19 protein-coding genes are annotated in these 24,760 nt (G+C 72.3%); 11 read left to right on the forward strand and 8 right to left on the reverse strand.

From position 1 onward, the window contains the following. The first annotated feature begins 372 nt into the window (after positions 1–372). The gene (locus PKF00_RS18415) at positions 373–1,602 is read left to right on the forward strand and encodes an acyl-CoA dehydrogenase family protein (protein WP_271218776.1); all 1,230 of its coding nucleotides are present in this window, start codon (positions 373–375) and stop codon (positions 1,600–1,602) included. A 140-nt stretch (positions 1,603–1,742) separates the two neighbouring features. Continuing rightward, a complete protein-coding gene (locus tag PKF00_RS18420) occupies positions 1,743–2,360 on the forward strand; it encodes a helix-turn-helix domain-containing protein (protein WP_271218777.1) in 618 nt (205 codons plus the stop codon). A gap of 45 nt (positions 2,361–2,405) precedes the next feature. Here the strand turns inward: PKF00_RS18420 and PKF00_RS18425 are convergent, their stop codons facing one another. The 6 genes from PKF00_RS18425 to PKF00_RS18450 all read right to left on the reverse strand — a co-directional run bounded on the left by PKF00_RS18425 (position 2,406) and on the right by PKF00_RS18450 (position 8,133). After that, positions 2,406–3,740 carry an FAD-dependent oxidoreductase gene (locus PKF00_RS18425; RefSeq protein ID WP_271218778.1) on the reverse strand — a complete coding sequence of 445 codons (1,335 nt, stop codon included), beginning with the start codon at positions 3,738–3,740 and terminating at the stop codon, positions 2,406–2,408. Positions 3,741–3,812: 72 nt separating this feature from the next. Next, on the reverse strand, positions 3,813–4,703 hold the full coding sequence (locus PKF00_RS18430; protein WP_271218779.1) for a tryptophan 2,3-dioxygenase: 891 nt from the start codon (positions 4,701–4,703) through the stop codon (positions 3,813–3,815). Between the two features lie 145 nt (positions 4,704–4,848). Beyond that, the gene (locus PKF00_RS18435; protein WP_271218780.1) at positions 4,849–5,871 is read right to left on the reverse strand and encodes an LLM class flavin-dependent oxidoreductase; all 1,023 of its coding nucleotides are present in this window, start codon (positions 5,869–5,871) and stop codon (positions 4,849–4,851) included. Between the two features lie 84 nt (positions 5,872–5,955). Then, positions 5,956–6,276: a TIGR04076 family protein gene (locus PKF00_RS18440; RefSeq protein ID WP_271218781.1), complete on the reverse strand. Its 321-nt coding sequence runs from the start codon at positions 6,274–6,276 to the stop codon at positions 5,956–5,958. A 98-nt stretch (positions 6,277–6,374) separates the two neighbouring features. Further along, positions 6,375–6,902 (reverse strand): DUF4440 domain-containing protein, encoded by a 528-nt coding sequence (locus PKF00_RS18445; protein ID WP_271218782.1) that lies wholly within the window; start codon positions 6,900–6,902, stop codon positions 6,375–6,377. Continuing rightward, the gene (locus tag PKF00_RS18450; RefSeq protein WP_271218783.1) at positions 6,895–8,133 is read right to left on the reverse strand and encodes an amidohydrolase family protein; all 1,239 of its coding nucleotides are present in this window, start codon (positions 8,131–8,133) and stop codon (positions 6,895–6,897) included. Before PKF00_RS18450 ends, PKF00_RS18445 begins: the two co-directional genes overlap by 8 nt. A 304-nt stretch (positions 8,134–8,437) precedes the next feature. Between PKF00_RS18450 and PKF00_RS18455 the strand changes: the two genes are divergently transcribed. The 8 genes from PKF00_RS18455 (at position 8,438) to PKF00_RS18490 (ending at position 20,497) form a co-directional block, all read left to right on the forward strand. Then, a complete protein-coding gene (locus PKF00_RS18455) occupies positions 8,438–9,763 on the forward strand; it encodes an NAD(P)/FAD-dependent oxidoreductase (RefSeq protein ID WP_271218784.1) in 1,326 nt (441 codons plus the stop codon). 326 nt (positions 9,764–10,089) lie between these two features. Then, complete coding sequence (locus PKF00_RS18460) at positions 10,090–10,854, forward strand: 2,3-dihydro-2,3-dihydroxybenzoate dehydrogenase (protein ID WP_271218785.1); 765 nt, start codon at positions 10,090–10,092, stop codon at positions 10,852–10,854. A 15-nt stretch (positions 10,855–10,869) separates the two neighbouring features. Beyond that, positions 10,870–11,982: an isochorismate synthase gene (locus PKF00_RS18465; RefSeq protein ID WP_271218786.1), complete on the forward strand. Its 1,113-nt coding sequence runs from the start codon at positions 10,870–10,872 to the stop codon at positions 11,980–11,982. Next, positions 11,969–13,474, forward strand: coding sequence for a (2,3-dihydroxybenzoyl)adenylate synthase (locus tag PKF00_RS18470; RefSeq protein WP_271218787.1), 1,506 nt, complete (start codon positions 11,969–11,971; stop codon positions 13,472–13,474). The genes PKF00_RS18465 and PKF00_RS18470 overlap by 14 nt, the downstream gene beginning before the upstream one ends. Positions 13,475–13,479: 5 nt before the next feature. After that, positions 13,480–14,127 (forward strand): isochorismatase family protein, encoded by a 648-nt coding sequence (locus tag PKF00_RS18475; protein ID WP_271218788.1) that lies wholly within the window; start codon positions 13,480–13,482, stop codon positions 14,125–14,127. A gap of 75 nt (positions 14,128–14,202) precedes the next feature. Then, complete coding sequence (locus PKF00_RS18480) at positions 14,203–16,929, forward strand: condensation domain-containing protein (protein WP_271218789.1); 2,727 nt, start codon at positions 14,203–14,205, stop codon at positions 16,927–16,929. Positions 16,930–17,129: 200 nt separating this feature from the next. Continuing rightward, entirely contained in the window at positions 17,130–17,882 is a 753-nt protein-coding gene (locus tag PKF00_RS18485) for a TetR/AcrR family transcriptional regulator (protein WP_271218790.1), read from the forward strand. Beyond that, positions 17,879–20,497, forward strand: a complete 2,619-nt coding sequence (locus PKF00_RS18490; RefSeq protein WP_271218791.1) for a PEP/pyruvate-binding domain-containing protein — start codon at positions 17,879–17,881, stop codon at positions 20,495–20,497. The genes PKF00_RS18485 and PKF00_RS18490 overlap by 4 nt, the downstream gene beginning before the upstream one ends. Here PKF00_RS18490 and PKF00_RS18495 read toward each other — a convergent pair. Together PKF00_RS18495 and PKF00_RS18500 are read right to left on the reverse strand one after the other, a co-directional pair. Then, entirely contained in the window at positions 20,446–21,645 is a 1,200-nt protein-coding gene (locus PKF00_RS18495; protein WP_271218792.1) for a globin domain-containing protein, read from the reverse strand. The genes PKF00_RS18490 and PKF00_RS18495 overlap by 52 nt on opposite strands. Positions 21,646–21,756: 111 nt before the next feature. Then, positions 21,757–22,209 carry an Rrf2 family transcriptional regulator gene (locus PKF00_RS18500; protein ID WP_271218793.1) on the reverse strand — a complete coding sequence of 151 codons (453 nt, stop codon included), beginning with the start codon at positions 22,207–22,209 and terminating at the stop codon, positions 21,757–21,759. Positions 22,210–23,350: 1,141 nt separating this feature from the next. On the opposite strand from PKF00_RS18500, the gene PKF00_RS18505 reads away from it, so the two are divergent. Then, positions 23,351–24,589, forward strand: a complete 1,239-nt coding sequence (locus tag PKF00_RS18505; RefSeq protein WP_271218794.1) for a type III PLP-dependent enzyme domain-containing protein — start codon at positions 23,351–23,353, stop codon at positions 24,587–24,589. Positions 24,590–24,760 lie beyond the last annotated feature (171 nt).

The following is a 24,760-nucleotide window of genomic DNA, read 5'->3' on the forward strand; positions in this document are numbered from 1 at the left end:
GCTCAGGAGGGATTTCGGCCGGTCGTACGGGGCAGGGGTGGACTTGGCCGGTCCGCGGGCGTCGAGGCGCCCTTCAGTCAATTCGAATCCATATTCTTCTTCGAGTATCCGGCGCTCCTCCGCCGCCGTCAAGGCCGCCTCCAGTGATCACCAAGCCTTGACTTCGAATCCGAATACGGATTTTACTTGTGTCGGCGCGCGAGGGACGACTCCTCCTTGCCAGGCCCCGGCGGGACGACCGGCTCCACCCCGACGAGAGAGGCCGGACGGGCGGCGCGGCCCCGTGCGCGACGTCCCGGCCCCGCGGCGAAGCGGGCCGGAGACCCGGACCCGAATGCTCGGTGGCGGTTCCACCGCAGGACAGGAGAGGTCATGAGTGTTCAGGAACACGGGACACCCCCGGGCGACCACGGGGCGGCGGGAGACGAGACCGGACGACGCCTCGAGGATCTCGCCCGCAGGGCGGCGGCCCTGCGCAGGGAACTGCCCGCAGGCGCCGTGGAGAGCGACGCGGAGAACACCGACACGGCCTTCGGGATGCGGCGGCTGTGGGAGGAGGGCCTGTTCGCCTTCTGCCTCCCCCGGAGGTTCGGCGGAGTGAACGACGCCAGGCCGGAGCTGCACACCGAGGCCTTCGTCAAGATCATCCTCGACATCATGGCCGGCGACTCCTCGACCGGGATGAACTTCGTGGTCCAGGCGCTCTCGACGATGGAGGTCTTCAAGGAGGGCAACACCCTGCCCGAGACCACGAAGCGGGAACTCGCCCGCCTGATCCTCGACGAGGGCGTCAGGCTCTGCGCCTCGAACTCGGAGGCGGGGGCGCCGGGCCCCGTGACGGCCAGGCGCGTCGAAGGGGGCATCGTCGTCAACGGCACGAAGGCGTTCAACACCAACAGCGGCGGGGGCGGCTGGGCCAACGTCGGTCTCGCGCTGGAGGGGAGGAAGGGCCGCTACCACGCGCTCCTCCCCCTCGACCAGGCAGGCGTGACCATGAAGCACGACTGGGACGTCATGGGCCAGCGGGGCACCCACAGCCAGACCATCGTCTACGACGAGGTGTTCGTCCCGGACGGCTACCACTTCACCGGGAACGGGATTCCCCCGCTCTACCTGTCCTACGTGTTCCTCATGCACGCGACGATCATGCTCGGCCCCGGTCTCGGCGCGTTCGACGCCGCCCTGGACTACGTGAGGAAGATGGACCGGCCGAGCTTTCCCGAGTTCGAGAGCGCGACGGAGGACGTCCTGGTGCGCCGCCGCGTGGGCCGCTGCGCGGTCGACCTGGAGGCGGCGCGCGCCTTCCTCCTGCAGAGCGCCCGCAAGATCGAGCGGTGCGGTCCCGAGGGGGACACCACGGAGCTGTTCGTCGAGTCGTTCGCCGTCAAGGCGGCCTGCATCCGGGCGGCGCTGACCGTCACCCAGGAGATCTTCGACCTCACGGGAGCGCGCAGCACCGCCAACAGCTACAGGTTCGACCGCTTCTGGCGCAACGCCCGCACGTTCGCCACCCACGACCCGACGGACGCCAAGGAGGTCTGGATCGGCGACTGGCACCTCAGCGGCAAGGAGCCGCCGATGGCGGCGATGCTCCGCGTCTGAGACGCCTCCTTCGAGACGCCTCCTTCGAGACGTCTCCTCCGGGGCGGCGGCGCGCGGTTGGCGTCCCAAGAGACAGTGCTGTGAAATATGTTTGGCTGGAGCGAACAAAACGGCGCCGCGCTCGACGGAGGAGGATCACGGTGGGCACATCGGAGCAGCAGGGCGCCGCGGGACCCGACCTCCACGACGGCGTCGGCGCCCGCATGCGGCGCTTCCGCAAGGAACGCGGCCTGACCCTGCGCGGCCTGGCCACCGCCTCCGGACTGTCGATCGGGTTCCTGTCCCAGGTCGAGCGGGGCATCTCCGCCATCGGCCTGACCGCGCTGAACGGCGTGGCGACGGCCCTCGACCGGAGCGTCGCCGACTTCTTCAACGAGGAGCCGCAGGAGGAGCGGCGGGCCACGGTCCCCCCGCTGCCGACCCACTTCACCCTCACCCGCTCGGCGACCGCGGCCACCGAGTACATCTCGGGCCAGCAGACCTATCGCATGCTCTCCGCGCGCGGCCAGAACCTCGTCCTCGAACCGCTCCTGGTGCACATCGCCCCGGGAGGCAGGCGCGAGGACGCCTACGGCCACGCGGGCGAGGAGTTCGCCTTCGTGCTGGAGGGCGAGCTGCTCTACGAGGTCGACGGCGTCGAACACCGCCTGCGCCCGGGCGACAGCGTGCACCTGCGCTCGACCGTCCCGCACAGCATGTACAACGACACCGACCGGGTCACCACGGTCGTGTCGGTGGTGACCCCTCGCCTGTTCTGATCCTCGGCCTGTTCCGACCTCCCGCCGGGCGCGCGCCGTCCTCGCTCAGCGTCGCCGCGCCAGCCTCGCCGTCACCGCGACGGCGGCCGCCAGCGCGCCCAGCGCGCCCGCGGCGACCGCCACGTTCTGGCGGGTGATCCGCCGCTGCACCTCGGCGTACGGCATGGTGCTGAAGGAGACCAGCTCGTAGCGGGACACGTAACGGCCGGGCAGCAGCCGCTCCAGGCCGTGCTCAAGGCGTTTGCGCAGCAGGAACGACCGGGAGGCCACCTTGTCCCGCATCTCGACGAAGTTGGTCAGCGCCAGCTCGGCGATGGTGTCGGCGTGCTCCTTGCGGCGGGAGCCGTACCTGGCGAGCGCCTCGGGGAAGTCGTCGCCGGTCTCCTCGAGGCAGCGGTCGAGCTCGACGCAGTCCTCGAAGCCGCAGTTGGCGCCCTGGCCGTAGAAGGGGACAATGGCGTGGGCCGCGTCGCCGAGCAGGCCGACGACCGCGCGGGCCCCGCGCACCTGCCAGGGGTCGGTCCGCATCGTGACCAGGTGGCCGATCGGGTTGTGGGCGTAGTCGTCGGCCAGGTCGGGCATGAGCGCGTGGGCGTCGGCGTAGTTGGCGGCGAAGAACTCCTCGAACCGCTCGACGGTGTCCAGGGCCTCGAAGCTGCCCGGTCCCGACTTCGGCCAGAACAGCGTGCAGGTGAAGGACCTGTCCGGGTTCGGCAGGGCGATCATCATGGCCTGGCCGCGCGGCCAGATGTGCAGGGCGCCCGGGTCGAGGGCGTACTCGCCGTCGCGCGCCGGGATGGTGAGTTCCTTGTAGCCGTAGTCGAGGTACTCCTGGCTGAAGCCGAACCCGGGCAGGAACTGGAGCCTGCCGCGGACCGCGCTGTAGGCCCCGTCGGCGGCGAGCACGACCGGGGCGGAGGCGGTCGCGGGCCCGTCGGGGGTCTCGAAGTCCATCCGTCCCGAGTCGACGTCGAGTCCGGTGAGGCGGTGCTCGAAGCAGGCCCGCACGCCGGGCATCGCCAGAGCCGCGTCGAGGAGGGTGCGGTTCAGGTCGGAACGGCTGATGGAGTTGATCGACCGCAACCCGTCCGCGCTGTAGTGCTGGAAGCTCAGCGTGCCGTCGGGAGCGTGCATCATCCGGCCCGGCATCGGCAGCGCGGCCTTCATGACGACCTCGTCCAGGCCCACCCTGCGCAACGCGTCGATCCCGCGCTCCGAGATCGCCAGGTTGATCGACCGCCCCCGCTCGGGGGCGGCCTCTCGCGGATCGGGCCTGCGTTCGTACAGGGTGACCTCGTATCCACGGCGGGCCAGGTAACAGGCCGTCAGGCAGCCGACCAGACCGGCGCCGACCACTGCGACCTCGTGACGGGATCTCATGAATGGCTCATCTCCCCGGCGAGGACGGCAGCCGCTCGCCGGCAGTCGAAGAAGGTGTCGAGGACAAGGTCGTCACATCGCCGTCCTGGCCGACCACAGCTCGGGGAAGACCTCACGGCGCAGGCTGCGTTCGAGCCAGCTGAGGCCGCTGGAGCCGCCAGAACCCGGCTTGGCCCCCATGGACCTGCGCACCGCCATGAGGTGCCGGTAACGCCAGTCGGAGAACCGCTCCGACAGGTCGGTGAGGGCCTCACCGAGGGTCCACAGCTCGTCACCGGACCCCTGCTCTGCGTATACCCTGACCCAGGCCGCCTCGACCAGCGGGCTGGAGACGTACTCGGCGGAGTGGTCCCCCCTGCCGGGGATCTCGAAGCCCCTCCTGGCCAGCAGGGACAGCACGCTGTCGTACAGGCTCGGCCTGCCGAGCGCGTCGAGGAGCCCCTGGTAGACCTTCGGGTCCCGCCGGTGCGGGCGGGTCAGCGACTCAGACTTGTTGCCCAGCAGGAACTCCAGGTGCCGGTACATCGCCGACTGGAACCCCGAGGCCTCGCCCAGCTCGTCACGGAAGGAGTTGAACTGGGCCGGGGTCATCCAGCCGAGCGCCGCCCAGGCCGCGTTCAGCGCCTCGAAGTGGCGCACGCTCCTGCTGATCGCCGTGGTCGCCCCGGTCACCTCGTCCTCGTCCAGCAGCCGCTGGGCGAGCGTCCACTCCGCGCGGAGCAGCCCGAAGTACAGCTCCATGACCTGGGTGGTCACCAGGAAGGCCAGTTCCTCGGGCGCGTCGGTGATCGGCCTCTGGAGGTCGTGCAGGACCGCGGTGCCGACGTAGTCGTCATAGGGGGTCCCGGTCTCGAACTCCAGGGTCGGCAGGCCGTGGTTGGCGGCCGCGCGGTCCGCGCGCTCCATCCCGCCGATCGCCCTGACCTTCCTGGCCACCGGGCCTCTCATGCGCCTTGTCGTCATGTCGTCTCCTTCGTTCGGTTCCATGTTCACGCCTATGGAACTTTTCTGAAATCAGGAGTACGAGGCGATTCAGGCTCTTCGCCTTTGGTGCGGAAGGTTCTTGGCGGATCAGGCTTTGAGGTGACAGAGCGTCACCTCGCCCTGCTCACCGGTTCACAGCGCGTGGGGAACGGTCGAGCATCGGGAGCACGGCGGCGCCGAGCAGCTCCACGCCGCCGTCGTCGGTGAGGCCGTGCGGCGTGCCGAACTCGACGCGCCGCACCCCCGCGTCGATGAGCGCCTGAGCCTGCGCGGCGACCTGTTCCGGGTCGCCGGAGAAGGCGAACAGGTCGAGCAGGTCGTCGGGGATCAGGCGTCCCGCGTCCGCGTGCCGTCCCGCGTCGACCAGCTCCTTGACCCGGGCCAGCAGGTCGGCGGGGACCTCGGCGGTCGGGTCGAGGTCGGCGACCACCGCGAGGTACATGGCGACCTCGGTGCGGGCCCTGGCCCTGGCCGCCGCGCCGTCGGCGTCGACGACGGTCACCGCGCCGAGCACCACGCCGATCTCCTCGGGGTCGCGTCCCGCCTCGGCCGCCCCCCGCGCGACCCGCTCGCGGACCACCGGGACCATGGCCGGATTGGCGCTGCCGCCCACCTTGATCTCGTCGGCGATCCGCCCGGCCAGCGCCGCCCCCTTCGGCCCCCACGCGCCGAGCAGCAGCGGGGGGCGCGGCCTGTGCACGGCGTAGCGCAGCACGGTGCCGGGAGCCAGGCGGAACACCTTCCCCTCGAACCCCCCGGGATCGCCCGCCAGCAGCCGGTAGACCACCTCCACCGCCTCGGCCAGCGCGGTCAGCGGCCTGGGCTGGGCGATGCCGACCGCGCCGAGCCAGGTGCCCCGCGCCAGCCCCAGGTAGGCCCTGCCGTGCGAGGCCAGGTCGAGGGCCGCGAGCTGCCCCGCGATCTCGTACGGCGCCGCCGAGTAGGGGTTGAGGCAGGCCGCGCCGAGCCGTACCCGCTCGGTGGCCGCCGCCATCTCCAGCAGCGGGAAGACAGGCGGCTGGTACATCAGGTCGCCGAACACGCTCAGCACGTCGAAGCCGTGCTCCTCGGCGCGACGCGCGAGCCTGGCGTAGTCGCCCGCCCGCTTGTCGCTCTGCAGGCCGAGGCCGATCTCGGCAACGGTCATCGGGGCTCCTCCATGTCGGACCGGGCTCGGGTCAGGCTCGGCTCGGCTCGGCTCGGGTCAGGCTCAGGTCAGGCTCGGCTCAGGTCAGGTCAGGTCAGCGGAGTTCATCCGGCGGCGGCCGGTCCGCTCGACCCGCATCACCAGCCGCTCCTCGGGGTCGGGACAGGCGAACAGGGAGTCCTGCGCCAGCCAGTCGCCCTCGGCGAGGTCACGCTGCTTGGCGGCGAGGAACGGCAGGACCGAGGCGAGCGCGTACACGCAGAAGTGCTTGCCGTCGGGCAGCCGCAGGTGCGCGCTGTTCTCCAGCACGAAGCAGTCGCCGACCTCCATTCCACAGACGGACCTGCCCTCGATGCGGTCGACCACGACCCGCAGGTCGTACAGCTCCATGTCGCCGTCTTCCACGGTCGCGCCTCCTTCAGGCCGTGATTCCCGCCGTGCCGCGGCGGGGCCGGGAACGGGCCGCGCCTCGCCGAACTCCTCGCCAGCCGTTCCGTCCCGGGTCATGATCCGAGCAGTTCGGAGTGGTGGTGGACGATGAGCCACACGCCGTCGGCGCGCCGCAGCACGTCGGTCACCCGGCTGTGCTCGGCGGGACCGTCGTGCGGCTCGGCGACGAGCACGTAACGGGCGACCCCGGTGTCCCCCCACACGTCGATCCGTTTGTCCCACGCGCTCAGCCCGGCGAGGGCGGGGCGTGCGCCGGAGCGGTCACGCTCGTCACGATAGGCGTCCAGCTCGGCGCGGGTGCGCAACGGCCCCGGCAGATGGCTCTCCCAGGTGGTGACCTCCGCGTGCAGGTGACCGTCGAAGCGCGCACGGTCGGCCCTGAGGAAGGCGTCGTACATGTCGTCGATGCCCGCCGAGATCGCCTCGGCGTCGGCCTGCGCGGCGCCGGCGCTCACGTCGGCGCTCACGTCGGTGCTCGTGACGGCGCTCACGTCGGTGCTCGTGACGGCGCTCGTGACGGCGCTCCCTGCGGCGCTTGTGACGGCGGCGTCGGCGTCGGCGTCGGTGTTGGCGTCAGGCACGGTTCCCCCCTCCGGCCCGGTCGTCGCGGACGACCCGGCCTCCCTTCATCACCCAGCGGATCGTGCGGAAGGCCGAGGTCGCGGCCAGCGGGTCGGCGTCCATGGCGACGAGGTCGGCGTACCGCCCCGCCTCGACGGCGCCGATGTCCTCCTCCGCGCCGAGCCAGCGCGCGGGGCCGAGGGTGCCCGCGTGGAGCGCGCGGGCGGGGCCGAGGCCGCCTTCCGACATGTACTCCAGCTCTCGCACCGTGGCACTGGTCCCCTCGAAGTCCCAGAACGGCGGCATGTCGCTGCCCAGCAGCACCTCGACGCCCGCCGCGAGGGCCATGGCGTAGCTCTCCAGGTGACGGGGGCCCGCGCCGAGGGAACGGCACTGCATCCACTCGGGCACGCCGAGCTCGTCGAAGAACTCCTTGCACCTGGTGACGAGCAGCGTCGGCACCAGGGCGGTGCCGCGCTCGGCCATCCTCGCCGCGACCTCCGGGGTGAGCTGATAGCCGTGCTCGACGCAGTCGAGGCCGAGCTCGACGGCCTCGCCGATCACCGAGGCGGGTCCCGCGTGCGCGGTGACCTTGCGCCCCCAGGCGTGCGCGGTGGCGAGCACCGCGGCCATCTCGTCGGCGAACAGCTGCGGGGTGTCGATGCGCTCGTGCTCTCCCGCGATCCCGCCGGAGATCATCACCTTGATGAGGTCCGCGCCCGCCTTGATCTGGGTGCGGACGCCGCGCCTGAACCCGTCGGTGCCGTCGCACTCCAGGGTGTCCGACCCCTCGTGGCCGTGGCCGCCGGTGCAGACCAGCGCCTGCCCCGCGGTGAAGATGCGCGGCCCCGTCGCCATGCCCGCCTCGATGGCGCGGCGCAGGGCGAAGTCGGCGTGGTCCTTCTCGGCGACGCAGCGCACGGTGGTGACGCCGCAGTGCAGGGTGCGCCGGGCGCCGTCGGCCATGTAGAGGGCGAGTTCGTGGGAGGTGAGGCTCTTGACGCTCTCCCCGCCCTTGCCCGGCAGCGACAGCGACAGGTGGGTGTGCATGTTGACCAGACCCGGCGTGACGTACGCGCCCCCCAGGTCGATCTCGGTCGCGCCGTCCGCCTGTCGCAGGACGTCCTCGCGAGGCCCCACGAGCGCGATCCGCTCGCCCCTCACCAGCACGGCCGCGTCCGCGACCGGCCCCACACCGTCGACGGCCCGGCCGTCGACCACGGTGCAGTTGACGACGACCACGTCGCTCATCGTCCGCCCTCCGTTCCGTTCGCTTCCGTTCACGGCCCACCTGACCTGCGTGTGCCGTTTGTTCTATCAGACGCGAGTTTGGTGAACAAGGCATGAAAATCTGTTCACCCGCAAACCACCTGTTGAAGCTGCTTCTGAGCCGTACTTCCCGCCTTCTCGGAAAAATTTGTTCACCGAATTTCACAGGGGCATCGTGTGGCGGCGAGCCTCAAGGGACACCCCGCCCCCGTCCCGAGGCTTGACGTCGCGCGAACAGGGCACGCGACACACGGAGGAGTTCCACGATCGGGAAGGACGTGCGGACATGACCAAGCGGCAGAGAATCGTCATCGTGGGAGGCGGCTTCGCGGGTTTCACCGCGGCGCGGACCCTCTCCGGGCTCGCCAGGGGAGCGGTCGAGATCGTTCTGATCAACCCGACCGACTATTTCCTCTATCTGCCGCTGCTGCCCGAGGTCGCGGCGGGGATCCTCGACCCGCGCAAGGTCGCGATCCCGCTGTCCGGGGCCTGCTCCGGAGTGCGGCACCTGCTGGGCACGGTCGACTCCGTGGACGCGGAGAACAGGCGGCTGAGCTACACCGACGCGGAGGGCGGCCGTCGCGACCTCGGATACGACCGCCTGGTGCTCGCGGTCGGCAGCGTCAACAAGCTGCTGCCCGTCCCCGGGGTGGCCGAGCACGCGCACGGCTTCCGCAGCATCGCCGAGGCCCTCTACCTTCGCGACCACCTCATCCGCCAGATCGAGCTGGCCGACGCCTCGGACGACCCCAAGGAGCGCGAGGCGCGCTGCACGTTCGTCGTCGTGGGCGCCGGATACACCGGCACCGAGGTGGCGGCGCAGGGGCAGTTGCTGACCCTCGACGCGCGAAAGCGCAGGCACGGCCTGCGCGACCAGCCGGTCCGCTGGATCCTGGCCGACCTGGCCCCGCGTATCCTGCCCGAGCTCGACGAACGCCTCTCACAGACCGCGCACCACACCCTGTCCGAGCGCGGAGTGGAGATCCGCACCGGCACCAGCGTGGCCGAGGCGACCTCGGCGGGGGTCAGGCTCTCCGACGGGGAGTTCGTGCCGACCCGCTCGCTGATCTGGTGCGTCGGCGTACGGCCCGACCCGCTCGTGCAGTCGCTGGGGCTGCCGACGGAGAAGGGCAGGCTGCTGGTCGACGAGTACCTCAACGTGCCCGGGCACCCGGAGATCTTCGCCTGCGGGGACGCCGCCGCGGTGCCGGACCTGACCAGTCCTGGCCGGTACACCGCGATGACCGCCCAGCACGCCAGCCGTCAGGGCAAGCGCGTCGCACACAACGTCGCCGCCTCGTACGGCAGGGGGGAACGCAGGCCGTACCGGCACAACGACCTCGGGTTCGTCGTCGACCTGGGCGGGCTCAAGGCCGCGGCGAACCCGCTGGGCGTGCCGCTCTCCGGTCTTCCCGCCAAGGTGGTCACCCGGGGGTACCACCTGCTGGCCGTGCCCGGCGGCAGGGCGCGCATCGCGGGGAACTGGCTGCTGGACGCGCTGCTGCCACGCCAGACGGTACAGCTCGACCTGGTGCGCGGCCAGGCGGTCCCCCTCGCCAGCTCCTCTCCGGAGAACGGCACGTCCCAGGCGGACGACGCGAACGGGCGCTGAGGCCCGCCCGCGAGGGCGGCCGGCCTCTCCACCGGACCGCCCCCGCCCCACCGCGCGTCCGATCTCTCCCACGCCTCCCGGGCCCCCTTCCCGTCGCCGCCGGACGCCTCCCCCGTGGCCGCCTCCCCCGCGCCCTGAGGCCTTTCCGGCCCCCGCGGCCCGAGGCGTTTCGAGCCCCGCGCCGGCCGATCCGAAGAGATCGTCTCCGACTACGACGCCGGCACTTGACAGATCACCACACTCGTATCAAATTAGGTAAGGCTTACCTAAAATTAGGCAAGCCTTACCTAATCTATACATACCGGGCCGGCGGGAAGGCGTGGGAAGTGGACGGGATCGGAAACCGGGTCGCCCTGGTCACCGGAGCGGCGCAAGGCATCGGAGCCGCGGTCCGCGATGCTCTGGCGGACGCCGGGGCACAGGTCGCCGCGGCCGACAAGCGTTTCGAGCACCTGGGAGAGCTCGGGAACGCGGTGCCGTACCCGCTGGACGTGCGGGACCCCCGGACGGTCGAGGAGACGGTCGCGGCCGTCGAGAGGGATCTCGGGCCGATCGACATCCTCGTCAACGTGGCGGGGGTGCTGCTGCCCGGGCGGGTCGAGGACACCGAGGACGAGCGGTGGCGGCAGACCTTCGCGGTCAACGCCGACGGCGTGTTCCACACCTCCCGGGCGGTCGCCAGGCGGATGGTCCGGCGACGGCGGGGTGTGATCATCACTGTGGGATCGAACGCCGCCTCCGTGCCCAGGATCGGCATGGCCGCCTACGCGGCGTCCAAGGCGGCCGCCTCCATGTTCACCAAGTGCCTGGGCCTGGAGCTGGCGACGTACGGCATCCGCTGCAACGTGGTCTCCCCCGGCTCGACCGACACCTCCATGCTGCGCGCGCTGTGGGAGGACAGGGAGCCTGACGAGGCGTGGAACAGCACGCTCGACGGCGACCCCCGCTCCTTCCGGGTCGGCATTCCGCTGGGCCGCGTCGCCGATCCGGGGGACATCGCCGACGCAGTGCTCTTCCTCGCCTCGGAGCGGGCCAGGCACATCACCATGCACGATCTCTTCGTAGACGGCGGCGCGACCCTCCGCGCCTGACCAGATTGGACTCCGATGCATCCGCTGACAACCGCCGTGGATCCGCTCGCCGGATACGAACACGGCGAGTCGGTGCTCTTCGCCTCACCCCACCGCACGCTGCTGACCCGCGGCGTCGACACCGTCGTCGGCGGTGACCTCGACGCCCTGCCGGAAAAGGTGGCCGCCGCGCTCGGCCGCGACGGCGTCGCGGCCGGGGCGATCGGGTTCGACGGCACGGCCCACCTGGTCGTCCCCCGGGCCGTGACCTGGTCGGCACCGCTGGAACCCGGTGTCGGATCACCGCGCGGCGGCTGGCGGGTGCGTCCCCTTCCCGCGCCGGAGGACTACACGGAGGCGGTACGGCGGGCACTCGAGCTCATGGACGCCGACGACCTCGACAAGGTGGTGCTCGCCAGAACCCTCGAACTCGGCTCGGACGAGCCCATCGAGGTTCGTGAGCTCCTGCGCCCCCTTCTCGGCCACGGCTACTCCTTCGCCACGCCGCTGCCCGGCGGCCGGACGCTCATCGGCGCCAGTCCCGAGCTGCTCGTCTCCCGCAGAGGCAGGACGGTCGTCGCCAACCCCCTGGCGGGCTCGGCCGCCCGCCTCCCCGACCCCGTCGAGGACCGCCGCAACGCTGAGGGCCTGGCCGCCTCGGCCAAGGACCGCCACGAGCACCGCCTGGTCGTCGACGCCGTCGCCGACGCCCTGCGCCCCTACTGCGCGGACCTGGACGTGCCCTCCGCGCCCGAGCTGACGTCGACCGAGACGATGTGGCACCTGTCCACCCGCGTCACCGGCGTGCTGCGCGACCCCGACGTCTCCGCCCTGACCCTCGCCGCGGCGCTGCATCCGACCCCCGCGGTGTGCGGGACGCCCGAGGCGGCGGCCAGGCGCGCGATCGAGAGGCTGGAGCCGTTCGACCGGGACTTCTACACCGGCCTGGTCGGCTGGACCGACGCGGCGGGAGACGGCGAGTGGGCGGTGACCATCCGCTGCGCCACGGTCGAGGAGCACGTGCTGCGGCTGTACGCGGGAGCGGGCATCGTGCCGGGCTCCGACCCCGAGCTTGAGCTCGCCGAGACCTCGGCCAAGTTCCGCACCATGCTGCGGGCGCTGGGGGTGAGCGCCGATGCACTGGCCTGAGGACGTCGCCGCCCGCTACCGGGCCGCAGGGTACTGGCGGGGCGAGACCTTCGGGGCCATGCTGCGCGACCTGGCCGCCCGGTACGGCCCGCGCCCCGCGCTGATCTCCCAGGGAGCCCGGTGGAGCTACCGTGACCTGGACGAACGGGCCGACCGGCTCGCCGCGGGACTGCTCGGCCTCGGTATCGGGCCCGGCGACCGGGTCGTCGTGCAGCTGCCGAACGTCCCGGAGTTCTACCAGGTCTGCTTCGCGCTGTTCAGGCTCGGCGCGTGGCCGGTCTTCGCGCTGCCCGCGCACCGCACCGCGGAGATCTCCTACTTCTGCGAGTTCACCGAGGCCGCGGCCTACGTCTGTCCCGACGACGACCACCGGGCCTTCGCCCCTGACACCCCCGCGCTCGTGCTGGGCGCGCTGCCCGAGGCCGACCCCGTCGAGCTGCCCGAGCCGGACCCGGCGGGCGTGGCGTTCCTCCAGCTGTCCGGCGGAAGCACGGGGCTGCCCAAGCTGATCCCCAGGACCCACGACGACTACATCTACAGCTTCAGGGCGAGCGCGGAGATCTGCGGGCTGACCCCCGACAGCGTCTACCTGTGCGCGCTGCCCGCCGCGCACAACTTCCCCATGAGCTCCCCCGGCGTCTTCGGGACGCTCAGCGCGGGGGCCGCCGCCGTCCTGGCACCCGACCCCAGCCCGAGCACCTGCCTGCCGCTGATCGAGCGGGAGCGCGTCACCGTCACCGCCCTGGTCCCGCCGCTCGCGCTGGTCTGGCTGGACGCCGCGGGCGCGGGCGCGCACGACCTGTCCAGCCTGGAGGTGCTGCAGGTCGGCGGGGCCAAGTTCAGCGAGGAGGCGGCCAAGCGGGTCGCCCCCGAACTGGGCTGCACGCTGCAGCAGGTCTTCGGCATGGCCGAGGGGCTGGTCAACTACACCAGGCTCGACGACCCCGAAGACGTGATCGTCTCCACGCAGGGCCGTCCCATCTCCCCGGACGACGAGATCCTCATCGTGGACGACGAGGACCGCGAGAGCGAGACCGGTCACCTGCTGACCCGCGGCCCCTACACCATCCGCGGCTACTGGCGGGCGGAGGAGCACAACAAGACCGCCTTCACCGCCGACGGGTTCTACCGGACCGGCGACATCGTCAGGCGCACCCCCACCGGCTACCTGGTGGTGGAGGGCCGCGCCAAGGACCAGATCAACCGGGGCGGCGACAAGATCGCCGCCGAGGAGGTGGAGAACCATCTCCTGGCCCATCCGGCGATCCACGACGCCAGCGTCGTGGCCGTCCCCGACCCCTACCTGGGCGAGCGCGCCTGCGCCTACGTGATCTGCCGGGGCGAGGCCCCGGGCAGGGGCGAGCTCAGGGCGTTCCTCAGGGACCGGGGCATCGCCGCCTTCAAGATTCCCGACCGTTTCGAGTTCGTCGACGCCTTCCCGCAGACCGCGGTCGGCAAGGTCAGCAAGCGCCACCTACGTGAGAGGACATGACGACCATGGCGATCCCCTCTATCCAGCCCTACCCGATGCCGTCGGATCTGCCGACCAACCGGGTCGAGTGGCGTCCGGAGGCCGACCGCGCCGTGCTGCTGGTCCACGACATGCAGAACTACTTCCTGCGGGCCTTCCCCGCGGGTCAGTCGCCGACGGTCGAGCTGATGTCCAACGTCCTGGCGCTGCGCGAGCGCTGCGCCGACCTGGGCGTGCCCGTCGTCTACTCGGCGCAGCCCGGCGCCCAGAGCGCGGAGCAGCGCGGGCTGCTGCTGGACTTCTGGGGCGACGGCATCGGGCAGGACCCGTGGGAGGCCAGGATCACCGACGAGCTGGCGCCCCGCCGGGGCGACGTGCTGCTCACCAAGTGGCGCTACAGCGCCTACCAGCGGACCGGGCTGGCCGAGCTGATGGCGGAGCAGGGCCGCGACCAGCTCATCGTCTGCGGGATCTACGCGCACATCGGCGTGCTCATGACCGCCTGTGAGGCGTTCATGCGCGACGTCCAGGCGTTCGTGGTCGCCGACGCCGTCGCGGACTTCTCCCTCGAGCACCACCGCATGGCGCTCACCTACGCCGCGGAACGCTGCGCGGTCACCGTCACCACCCTGCAGGTCAGCCGCGCGCTCTCGGCGGAGGTGGCCGGTGTCTGAGGCCGCGCCACCTCCGCGCGCCGAGACAGCCGAACGGCTCCGGCAGGAACCGGCGGTCCCTGCGGAGCCACGGGGATGACTGCCGAGACGTTCCCTCTCACCGGGGCCCAGGCCGGGATCTGGTTCGCCCAGCGCCCGGATCCCGGAAACCCCGTCTACAACACCGCCTACCGGGTCGACGTCCGTGGCCCCGTCGACCCGGTCCTGTTCGAACGCGCCCTGCTGCGCTGCCTGGCCGAGGCCGAGCCGCTCCGCCTGCGCTTCACCGAGGAACCCGCCCAGTACTTACCCGAGTGCGACTCGCTGCGAGGCTCGGCCGCCTTCCTCGACCTGCGGGAGTGGCCCGCCCCCGAGGCCGCCGCCGACGCGTGGATGCGCGCCGACCTCGCGGCCCCGGTCGACCTGGTGACCGGGCCGCTGTCCAGCCACGCGTTGCTCCGCCTGGCCGACGACCGGTTCGTGTGGTACCTGCGGATGCACTGCATCCTGATCGACGCCTACGGGCTGTCGATGCTGGTCGGCCGGGTCGCGGAGATCTACAACGCGCTGACGGAGGGGCTTCCCGCGGGTCCGAGCCCGTTCGGCGGCCTGCTGCCCGTGCTGGCGGAGGAGGAGGCGTATCGGGCCTCGGAGCGGCACGCGGAGGACCGGGCCTACTGGCTCGACCGGCTGGTCTCCGCGCCGGAGCCCAGGGGTCTCGCGGGTGCGCCCCCGAGGGCCGCGGGCGAGGTGATCAGGTGCCGTGAGGACCTGCCCGCCACGGGGCACTGGGACCTGATCGCCCGGCAGGCGCGGGCGACCTGGGCGGACGTGGCCGCGGCCGGGCTGGCCGTGTATCTCGGACGGCTCACCGGCGTCACCGACGTCCTGATCGGCCTGCCGCTGATGAACCGCTTCGGAGCCGCCCTCAGGGTGCCGTGCCTGACGGCCAACGTGCTTCCCCTCAGGCTCGACGTGCGCCACGACGTCCCGCTCGGCGGCCTCGTCGAACAGGCCGCGCTGCGGGTGGCGGAGGCCCGCCGCCACTCCCGCTACCGGATCGAGGACCTCCGGCGCGACCTCGGCCTGCCCGACTCCCGGGGAGCCCTGTTCGGGCCGCTGCTCGACATCAAGCCCTTCGCGTCGGAGGTGAAGTTCGGCGACGCGCGCGCCACGGTCGGCACCCTCGCCTCGGGGCCCGTCGAGGACCTGGCCGTCACCCTCCTGCTCGACGGGGACCGGCTGACCCTCGAGCTCACCGGCAACGTCGCCCTCTACTCGGAGGAGTCGCTGGCCGCGCACGCCCTGCGGCTGGCACGGCTCCTGACCTCCCTGGCCCTCACCCCGCCGGAAACCCCCGTCGGCCTCCTCCTGCCGCCCGCGGAGGAGGCCTTACCCCCCGCCGGTGAGGAGGCCGCTCCCGCGACCGCCCCGCGGCGCGGACGGCGGGCCCGCGGCGCCGCGGCGACCGGTACGGCCGCGGCCCCGCCGGCGCGGGCCGGGGCGGCGGCCCCGCTGCCCGTGGGGCGGCCCGCCCTGCCGCCGCTGCGGCCCAGGCACAGGCCGACGCCGATGCCGCTGTCACCGGCCCAGGCGAGGCTGTGGTCCCAGCAGGGAGTCGAGGGCCGGAGCCCGGCCCACACCATCGCGTTCACGGTCCGCCCGCCGGGTCCGATGGACCGCGACGCCCTGCAGGCCGCGCTCGGCGACGTCGTGGCCAGGCACGAGATCCTGCGCACCGTCTTCCCCGAGGAGCACGGCGTGCCCCGGCAGCGGATCCTGCCCCCGGGACCGGTGCCCCTGCCGGTCTGGCAGCCGGACGACCCCGCCGTGGCGATGCGGACGATCACACGCCGGGGGTTCGACCTGGGGGTCGATCTCCCGCTCCGCGCCCACCTGCTGCGGCGCGGTCCGGACGACCACGTGCTGCTGCTGGTCCTGCACCGCATCGCCGCCGACCACCGGTCCACCGGGCCGCTGGCACGCGACCTGCTCACCGCCTACGAGGCCAGGAGGTCCGGCGTCGCCCCCGCCTTCGAGCGAGCACCGGTGCAGTACGCCGACTACACGCTCTGGCGGCGCGACCTGCCCGACCCCGGCCTCTCCCACTGGAGACAGGCTCTGGAGGGGCTGCCCGACCGGCTGGAGCTGCCCGCCGACCGCCCCAGGCCCCGTGTCCCGAGCGGTGCGGGAGGGACGGTCCCGGTCAAGGCGGCGCCCGGGCTCGCCGCGGCGATCGGGGAACTCGCCGGGGCGAGTCGCACCGGCGTCTTCCCCGTCCTGCACGCCGCGCTCGCGGCGCTGCTCACCCGGCTCGGCGCGGGTGTGGACATCCCGATCGGCACACCGGTCGCCGGCAGGCACGACGGCGCGCTGGACAACGCGCTGGACGACGCCGTCGGGCCCTACGCCGACATGCTGGTGCTGCGCACGGACACCTCGGGCGACCCGTCCTTCACGGAGCTGCTCGACCGGGTCGGGAAGGCCGACCTCGTCGCGTTCGACCACGCGAACCTGCCCTTCGACCGGCTGACCGAGGCGCTCGGCCCGTCCCGCTCCCACGACCGGCGCCCGCCGTTCCAGGTGACGCTGGTGCACCGCGACGCCCCGGCGCACGGCGTCGAGGTCGTGCACACCGGCGCCGCCGAGTTCGACCTGACCCTGAACCTCGACGGGACGGGCACGGGCTTCCTGGAGTACAGCAAGGACCTGTTCGACCGCTCGACCGCCGTGGGCCTCGCGGAACAGCTGACCCGCCTGCTGAGCCAGGCCGTCACGGCCCCGGCCACGCCGATCAGCGGGTTCCACCTCCTCGACGTCTGATCCCCGAAGCGTCGAAAACCGGCCGAGCGGCACGCCCGCGAGGCCGGAAGGTCCGCCGCCCGGCGCGCGGCCTCGCGGCGACGCCGCCCCTCCCCCGTGACGGATCGGACCGTCCCCCTTCAGCGCACGGCGGACACGTGGTACTAATTAAATGACCAAATGAGGTCATCCAGTCAGATATTTACGAAAGAGGCGGGGCGATGAGGCCGCGATCCGGGAAGGTGGGGCGACCCCCCAAGGACGCCGCGCACCGGCTGGAGCGGGCGCACCGCATTCTGGACACCGCCACGGACCTGATCCTGCGCTGGGGTTACGACAAGACCACCGTCGAGGACATCGCCAAGGGCGCCGGCATCGCCAAGGGCACGCTCTACCTGCACTGGCGGACGCGCGAGGAGCTGTTCGCCGCGCTGCTGCGCCGGGAGCGGGTGGAGATGCTCTCCGAGGTGCGGCGGCGCGCGCAGGAGGACCAGGGCACCCTCGGCGAGCTGCTCAGACTGCTCGCCTCCGAGCTCATGGGCAGGCCCCTGACACGGGCGAGCGTCCTGGGCGACTCGGAGGTCATGGGCAAGCTCATCACCGTCAAGCGCGACGGCGGGGCGGGCGCCGCCGACCTGCGGACGGGGCTCGGGACCTACCTGGACGTGCTGGCGGGGCACGGCGGGCTGCGGACCGACCTCTCCCCCGCCGACCGGGTGACCACGCTCGTCTCCATCCTCTACGGGTTCCTGCTCGCCTCGCGGATGATGCCGCCGGACTACAGACCGCCCGACGAGCGGCTGGCGGAGCTGATCGCCGACGCGGGGGCCAGGACGCTGGAGAGCGCCGAGCCGCTCTCGGCGGACGACGCCCGCGCGATCTCCCTGGCCACCCTCGACTTCCTCGATCTCGCCCTGGAGACGGCACGGCGCAAGCTGGCCCTCTCCCTCGGCACACAGGAGAACACGACGTGAGGATCATCCCCCTCGGCGACGCGGCGGCCGATCTCGCGACAGCGGGCGGCAAGGGCGCGTCGCTGGCCAGGCTGGCCCGCGCGGGCCTGCCCGTTCCCGGCGGCTTCCACGTCACCACGGAGGCCTACCGGGACTTCGTCTCGCGCGACGGCCTGCACGAGCTGATCATGCGGGCCGTCTCCGAGGAGTCCCCGCAGGAGGCCGCCTCGCGGATCTCGGCCCTGTTCGCCGGGCACGAGGTTCCCGAGGAGACCGCGCGGGAGATCCGGGCGGCCCACGCGAGGCTCGGCGACGACGTGCCGGTCGCCGTGCGTTCCTCCGCCACGGCGGAGGACCTCCCCGAGATGTCGTTCGCCGGGCAGCAGGACACCTATCTCAACGTCAGGGGCGACGGCCTGCTCGAGGCGGTCAGGCGCTGCTGGGCCTCGCTGTGGACCGCGCGCGCCATCGCCTACCGGGAGGGGAACGGCGTCCCGCACGACGAGGTGGCCCTGGCGGTCGTGGTCCAGGAGCTGGTGCCCGCCGACGCGGCGGGCGTCCTGTTCACGGTGAACCCGGTCAGCGGCGCGCGCGACCAGACGGTGATCAACGCCTCCTGGGGCCTGGGTGAGGCCGTCGTCGGCGGGCAGGTGACCCCGGACACCGTCGTGGTCGGCAAGGCCGGGCACGAGATCGTCGAGGAGCACGTCGGCGACAAGGCCGTCATGACGGTCCGCACTCCCGGCGGCACGCGCGAGGAGCCGGCGCCCGAGGAGCTGCGCCGCCGTCCCGTGCTCGACGGGGCGCAGGCCGTACGGCTCGCGGAGCTGGGAGCGCGGATCGAGGAGCTGTACGGCACGGCCGTGGACGTCGAGTGGGCCAGACGCGACGGGGCCTTCTTCGTGGTGCAGGCGCGCCCCGTCACCGGCCTCGGGCAGCGGACCGAGGAGTGGAACGACAGCCTGGGCGGCGACTACCTGTGGACCTCCGCCAATCTCGGCGAGGCCATCCCCGACGTGATGACGCCGTGCACGTGGTCGCTGGTGCGGACCTTCATCCACGAGGCCATGTCCGCCTCGGCCATGCCCGGTTTCGACCTGGTCGGCAACATCGGCGGCCGGTTCTACATGAACCTGAGCGTCGTGGTCTCGATAGCCAGGGCCCTGGGCATGCAGGGCAGGCTCAGCGCGACCGAGCAGGTCTTCGGCAAGCTCCCGCCCGGCCTCGACGTGCCGCTGCTGCCCGCCTCGCGCCGGCGGATCATCAGGAGCGTGCTGCCGCTCGCCCTCACCCTCCGCAAGAAGGTCGCGGCCAACCTGAAGAGGATGCCCGGCTTCCTCGCCACGGCGCAGGAGCGCTGCACGGAGCTGCGCGAGCGGGCCTCCGCCGCGCCCACCGCGGCCGAGCTGGTCCGGCTGTGGGAGGAGGAGCTGGCGCCGTACTTCGCCGACGCCTGCCGGATGCTGGAGGCGGCGGGACGCCAGGGCGGCAGTTCCCTGGTGTGGACCCGCGACAGGCTGCGCAGGCTGGTCGGCGAGGCCGACGCGGAGGCCATGCTCACCGGGGCGGGCTCCGACGGGGAGCTGGCCAGCCTCGGCCCGATCGTCGGCCTGGACAGGCTCGCCCGGGGGGAGATCGACCGGGAGACGTTCGCCCGCCTCTACGGGCACAGGGGGCCGCACGAGTTCGAGATCTCGATCGCCAGGCCCGGCGAGGACCCGGAGTGGATCGACGCGCAGCTCGCGGCCATGGCCGGCGGCGCGCACCGCACGGACGCGCTGTTCGCCCGCCAGGAGGAGGCGCGCGAGGCGGCCTGGGAGCGGTTCGAGCGGCGTCACCCCCGCAGGGCCGCCAGGATGCGGTCGCGGGTCCAGCGGTGGAACGCGATCGTCCGCGACCGGGAGACGACCCGCTCCGAGTCGATCCGCGCCTTCTGGGCGGTGCGCGCCTTCGTCCTGCGGGCGGGGCGGCTCACCGGCCACGGGGACGACCTGTTCTTCCTGTCGATCCAGGAGATCCTCACCGTCCTGCGCGGCGACGAGGGCCCGCTGGCCGAGGTGGCGGTCAGGCGTGCGACCTACGAGCGGTACGCCGCCCTGCCCGCCTACCCCACGCTGATCGTCGGCCGTTTCGACCCGGTCCGCTGGGCCGCCTCCCCCGACCGGCGCGGCGACATCTTCGACGCCAGGGGCGGCAGCGCCCCGGTGAGCGAGACGGTCACCGGCTTCCCCGGCGCGCCGGGCGTCGTCGAGGGCGTGGCCAGGATCATCGCGAGCCCCGAGGACGGCGGGCTGCTCGCCCCCGGCGAGATCCTGGTGACGACGTTGACCAACATCGGCTGGACGCCGATGTTCCCCCGCGCCGCCGCCGTCGTGACCGACATGGGCGCGCCCCTGTCGCACGCCTCGATCGTGGCGCGCGAGCTCGGCATCCCCGCGGTGGTCGGCACGGGCAACGCGACCATGCGTCTGCGCGACGGCGACAGGATCAGGGTCGACGGCGAGCGCGGGACCGTCGAGCTCCTGGCGGGCGGCCGGACGGCCGCTCCGCCGGATCCGGCCCAGACCGCGGCACCGGATCCGGCTCAGGCCGCGGCGTCCTCGCCCAGCCAGAGGTCGGGGCCGAAGACCTCGTAGCGGATGTCGCGGGCCGCGACCCCCGCCCCGATGAGCTGGGAGCGCGCCTGGCGCATGAACGGCACGGGACCGCACAGGTAGGCGAGCGCCCCGGGGGGAACCTCGACACCGGTCAGGTCCATCCACCCCTCGCGGGCGTCGCCCGAGGCTCCGTACTCGTACCAGACAACCCTCTCCGCGCCGGGCAGCGTGTCGAGGAGGCCGTTCACCTCGTGACGGAGCGCGTGGTCGACCGGGGAGCGGTCGGCGTGCAGCAGCAGGACGCGGCGCGTCGAGCCGGTGGCGGCGAGGTGCTCCAGCATCGCGGCGATCGGGGTGCAGCCGATGCCCGCGGAGACGAGCACGAGCGGCGCGTCGCCGTCCTCCAGGGTCACCTCGCCGAACGGCGCCGACAGGGTCAGCTCGTCGCCCACGGCCACGGTGTCGTGCAGCAGGGTGGACACCTCCCCGTCAGGGCTGTCGCCGCCGCGCACCCGCTTGACGGTGATCCTGCGCAGGCCGTCCCGCTCGCCGCTCGACAGGGTGTACTGGCGGAGCTGGTGAACGCCGTCGGGCATCCGCACCCTGACGCTGACGTACTGGCCGGGGCGCGCCGGCGGGACCGGGTCGTCGCCGAGCGGGCTCAGCTGGAAGGAGACCACGTCGGCCGTCTCCTCGCGCCGCCCGACGACGCGCCAGCGCCGCCAGGTGCGTCCCTCGTCCGCCCCGGCCTCGGCGTAGACACGGGCTTCCATGGCGATCAGCGCGCCGGCCATCAGCCAGTACACCTCGTCCCACGCCTGGGCGACCTGCGGGGTGACCGCGTCGCCGAGCACCTCGGCGATCGCGCCGAAGAGGTACTTGTGCACGATGACGTACTGGTCCTGGGTCACCCCGACGGCGGCGTGCTTGTGGGCGATGCGGGCGAGCAGCCGGTCGGGGCGCTCGTCCGGACGCTCCAGCAGGGCGACCGCGAAGGCCGCTATGGAGCCGGCCAGTGCCCTGCGCTGCTCGCCGTTCGCCTGGTTGCCACGGTTGAACAGGCCGTCGAGGAGCTCGGGACGCTCGGCGAACATCGTGCCGTAGAACTTCGTGGTGATGGCGTCGAGTGACGCGCCGACGACGGGCAGTGTGGCGCGGACGATCTCGGCGGACTCCGGGGAGAGCACGTGACCTCCAGTTATGGGAAGCGGAAGGGGAAGATCCGGTCAAATTTGCATCTGATATGCATATTCAACCCCACGGCTCGGCATGCTCCTGAGGGTCGAAGGCCACATCCCCTAGGGACCAAGGTCCTTCGCCGGAGGCAGGAGCATGACAAGCGCGGGCCCGGTCGGCGACGCCACCAGGGAGTCGACGGTGATCGGGTCGAGCGAGGCGAAGAACGCCTCCCTGGCCCGCGCCAGCGCCGTGCGGAGCCTGCAGGCGGTCCGCAGCGGACACGGCGGGTCGTCCTCGCAGCCGACCAGGTCGCCCTCCCCCTCCAGGGTGCGGACGATGCCGCCGACCGACGCCCGACGACCGGCGCCGGTGAGCCGCAACCCGCCCCCGCGCCCCCTCCTGGTCTCCACCAGCCCCAGCTCGCCCAGGCGCGCCACCGCCTTGGCCGCATGGGTGTACGGCACGGCCAGCGTCCCGGCGACCGAGCGGGTCGTGGGCAGCTCCTCCTCGCCCGCCACGGCCAGCCGCATGACGATGCGGAGCGAGATGTCAGTGAAAGCGGTCAGGCGCATGTCTTCACCGTAGGCCCGCCGAGCCCTTTCGCAGCCCTGGGCGGGCGACGCGAGCGGGCCGCGCGAGGACGCCCGAACGGCCCGCACGAGAGCCGTCACACGGCGTCACGAAGCCCGTCGCGCAGGCGAGGCCGTCAACGACGAACGCGAATCGCCTCGACCATGATGAATGACGAACCTGACAAGCTCCAGTAAATGAGATTTGGTACGGCCTGTTTTCCGCTGCGACTTGGTTCTCGTTCGCGAAGAAGATGCCGAAGGTCGCCATGAGGCGACATTTCCGAACGCCTTGACGCCGCCCCTCGTCGGCGTTCCCGGCTTACGCGCAGTCTCCTCGGGGAGAGACTTCGACGCAGAGCTTTCTGAAAGGCGGCACGGTCGGAGGGTCCACCCTCAACGCCCCCGGCATCGTTGACTCCGACGGCCTCCCGACGGCCTTCACACCGGCCACCTCACCGCCCCCGGGAATTCCCCGCGGCAGGAGGGAACGAACCACGACCATTGGCGGTCGCTTCTCGAATCAAGCGACAAACCGCCGCCCATTGCCGTTCACCACCGGCCGGCGTCCGTCATGGACGGGATGAACGGAGTCCGCGCCGCACCCCTGCGCGGTGAGCGGGAAATCGGCGCCGAGTTGTTCGGCGGAACGAGCGGGGGCGCATTCGTTCCCGCCGTCCGGACAAGCGTCGCGCGCGGGCGCGCGCCCGCCCGCGCCGACAGGACGGCCACCGCCAGGATCACGCGTCCCCCGGGCCGCGGGGGCACCGCGGCGAGATCGGCGCGGGACCGCGAGCGCGGGCCGAGCCCGCGGCGAGGCCCGGATGACGCCGGAGCCGGATGTCGTGACGCCGCGCTCCCCGCCCGGCGAGGACGGCCGTCCGCCGGGCGGCGCCTCCCCGCCATTGCCCGCCGGGCGGCGCCTCTCTTACGATCTTCACGCCTCATGGGCGGCAAAGCCTCACGGCTTGCAAAAGCTTTTATCCGACATTAGGTTAGCCTTACCTCAATCAGCCCCCATGTCCGGATCTTCCGATGTCCGAAGACCACTCAGGAACCTTTGTCATGCCCGTACGGCCGGCGCCCACAGGCGACCCGTCGGCTTAGACGATACGCCCCGTTCCCTTCGCCCAAAGGCAGACCCGTGTCCATCCAGCTCCCGCCCTCGGCGGCCCCTCGTTCCGCCTACCCGACGGACGTGCTTCCCGCGGCGCTCCGGCGCCGCCTCCTCGACCTGACCCGTGCCGGGACACCGGTGTCGGCGTACGTGTACGACGGATCGGTCGCCGCGGAACGCGCCCGCGAACTACGCGCGGCGCTCCCCGGGTGGGCGGCCGTCTACTTCGCCATGAAGGCCAACTCCTTCCCCGGCGTGGTGCGGGCCCTCGCTCCCCACGTGGACGGGTTCGAGGTCGCCTCCCTGACGGAGCTCGACCTCGCCCTGGAGGTCCGCCCCCCGCTGGACGGCACGGCTCGCGTCGTCGCCGCCGGGCCGGCGAAGTCCGTCCCCGTCCTGACCGCCCTCGTCCGGGCCGGAGCTGAGGCGATCAACGCCGAGAGCCTGCTCGAACTCCACCGGATCAGCCGGATCGCGGTCGCCGAGGGCGTGCGGGCCAGGGTCGCGCTGCGGGTGAACCCCGCCGAGATCCCGGTCACCGGCTCCCTGCTCATGGGCGGCGTCCCGTCCCAGTTCGGCGTGGCGGAGCCGGACGTGCCGGAGGTGCTGCGCGAGGCCGTGCGACTGCCCGGCCTGGACGTGGTCGGCTTCCACGTCCACGCGGCCTCCGGCAACCTCGACGCCGACTCCCACGCCGCCTACCTGCGCTGGTGCGTGGAGTGGAGTGCGCGGACCGCGGCGGAGAACGGCGTCGACCTCCGCCACATCGACGTCGGCGGTGGCATCGGCGTGGCCTTCGAGGGGGAGAAGCCCTTCGACGTCGCCCGCTTCGGCGAGCTGGCGGGGCAGGTCGAACCGCCCGCGGGCGTGCGGGTGCTGCTGGAACCCGGCCGTTTCCTGGCCGCCGACTGCGGCTGGTACGCCGCCGAGGTGGTCGACGTGAAGTCCTCCTACGGCTCGTGGTTCGTGATGCTGCGCGGCGGCATCAACCACTTCCAGCTCCCCACCTCGTGGGACATCGTGCACAACATGGCGGTGCTGCCGGTGGACCGGTGGCAGGAGGGCACGCGCCCGGCCGTCGAGAACGCGCGGGTCACGGTCGTCGGTGAGTTGTGCACGCCGGAGGACACACTGCTGCGCGACGTCCGGGTGGACCGCGTGCGCGCCGGTGACCTGGTCGTCTTCCCCTACGCGGGCTCCTACGGGTGGGAGTTCGCCATGCACCGCTTCCTAGGACATCCCGTCGCCGAACGCCACCTGCTCTGACGGTCTCTCCGTCCGGGAGAGACGTCCCCGCCCCCGTCCCACCGCGACCTCACGACGTCCCGAAGCCGTCTCTCCGAGATCTCCATGACATCCCCACGGCCCGTGGGCTGTACGGCACCGCGCCAGACAGCACGACCAGCGGGCTGTGTCGCCCTGGGCCGCTTCCCACGT

Source organism: Streptosporangium carneum, from assembly GCF_027922005.1.
Classification (GTDB): domain Bacteria; phylum Actinomycetota; class Actinomycetes; order Streptosporangiales; family Streptosporangiaceae; genus Streptosporangium; species Streptosporangium carneum.

Excerpts from the sequence above, each read along its gene's own strand:
- PKF00_RS18415 (WP_271218776.1), top strand. The coding sequence starts at position 373 with ATGAGTGTTCAGGAACACGGGACACCCCCGGGCGACCACGGGGCGGCG.
- PKF00_RS18425 (WP_271218778.1), bottom strand. The coding sequence starts at position 3,740 with ATGAGATCCCGTCACGAGGTCGCAGTGGTCGGCGCCGGTCTGGTCGGC.
- PKF00_RS18430 (WP_271218779.1), bottom strand. The coding sequence starts at position 4,703 with ATGACGACAAGGCGCATGAGAGGCCCGGTGGCCAGGAAGGTCAGGGCG.
- PKF00_RS18435 (WP_271218780.1), bottom strand. The coding sequence starts at position 5,871 with ATGACCGTTGCCGAGATCGGCCTCGGCCTGCAGAGCGACAAGCGGGCG.
- PKF00_RS18450 (WP_271218783.1), bottom strand. The coding sequence starts at position 8,133 with ATGAGCGACGTGGTCGTCGTCAACTGCACCGTGGTCGACGGCCGGGCC.
- PKF00_RS18455 (WP_271218784.1), top strand. The coding sequence starts at position 8,438 with ATGACCAAGCGGCAGAGAATCGTCATCGTGGGAGGCGGCTTCGCGGGT.
- PKF00_RS18465 (WP_271218786.1), top strand. The coding sequence starts at position 10,870 with ATGCATCCGCTGACAACCGCCGTGGATCCGCTCGCCGGATACGAACAC.
- PKF00_RS18470 (WP_271218787.1), top strand. The coding sequence starts at position 11,969 with ATGCACTGGCCTGAGGACGTCGCCGCCCGCTACCGGGCCGCAGGGTAC.
- PKF00_RS18475 (WP_271218788.1), top strand. The coding sequence starts at position 13,480 with ATGGCGATCCCCTCTATCCAGCCCTACCCGATGCCGTCGGATCTGCCG.
- PKF00_RS18480 (WP_271218789.1), top strand. The coding sequence starts at position 14,203 with ATGACTGCCGAGACGTTCCCTCTCACCGGGGCCCAGGCCGGGATCTGG.
- PKF00_RS18485 (WP_271218790.1), top strand. The coding sequence starts at position 17,130 with ATGAGGCCGCGATCCGGGAAGGTGGGGCGACCCCCCAAGGACGCCGCG.
- PKF00_RS18500 (WP_271218793.1), bottom strand. The coding sequence starts at position 22,209 with ATGCGCCTGACCGCTTTCACTGACATCTCGCTCCGCATCGTCATGCGG.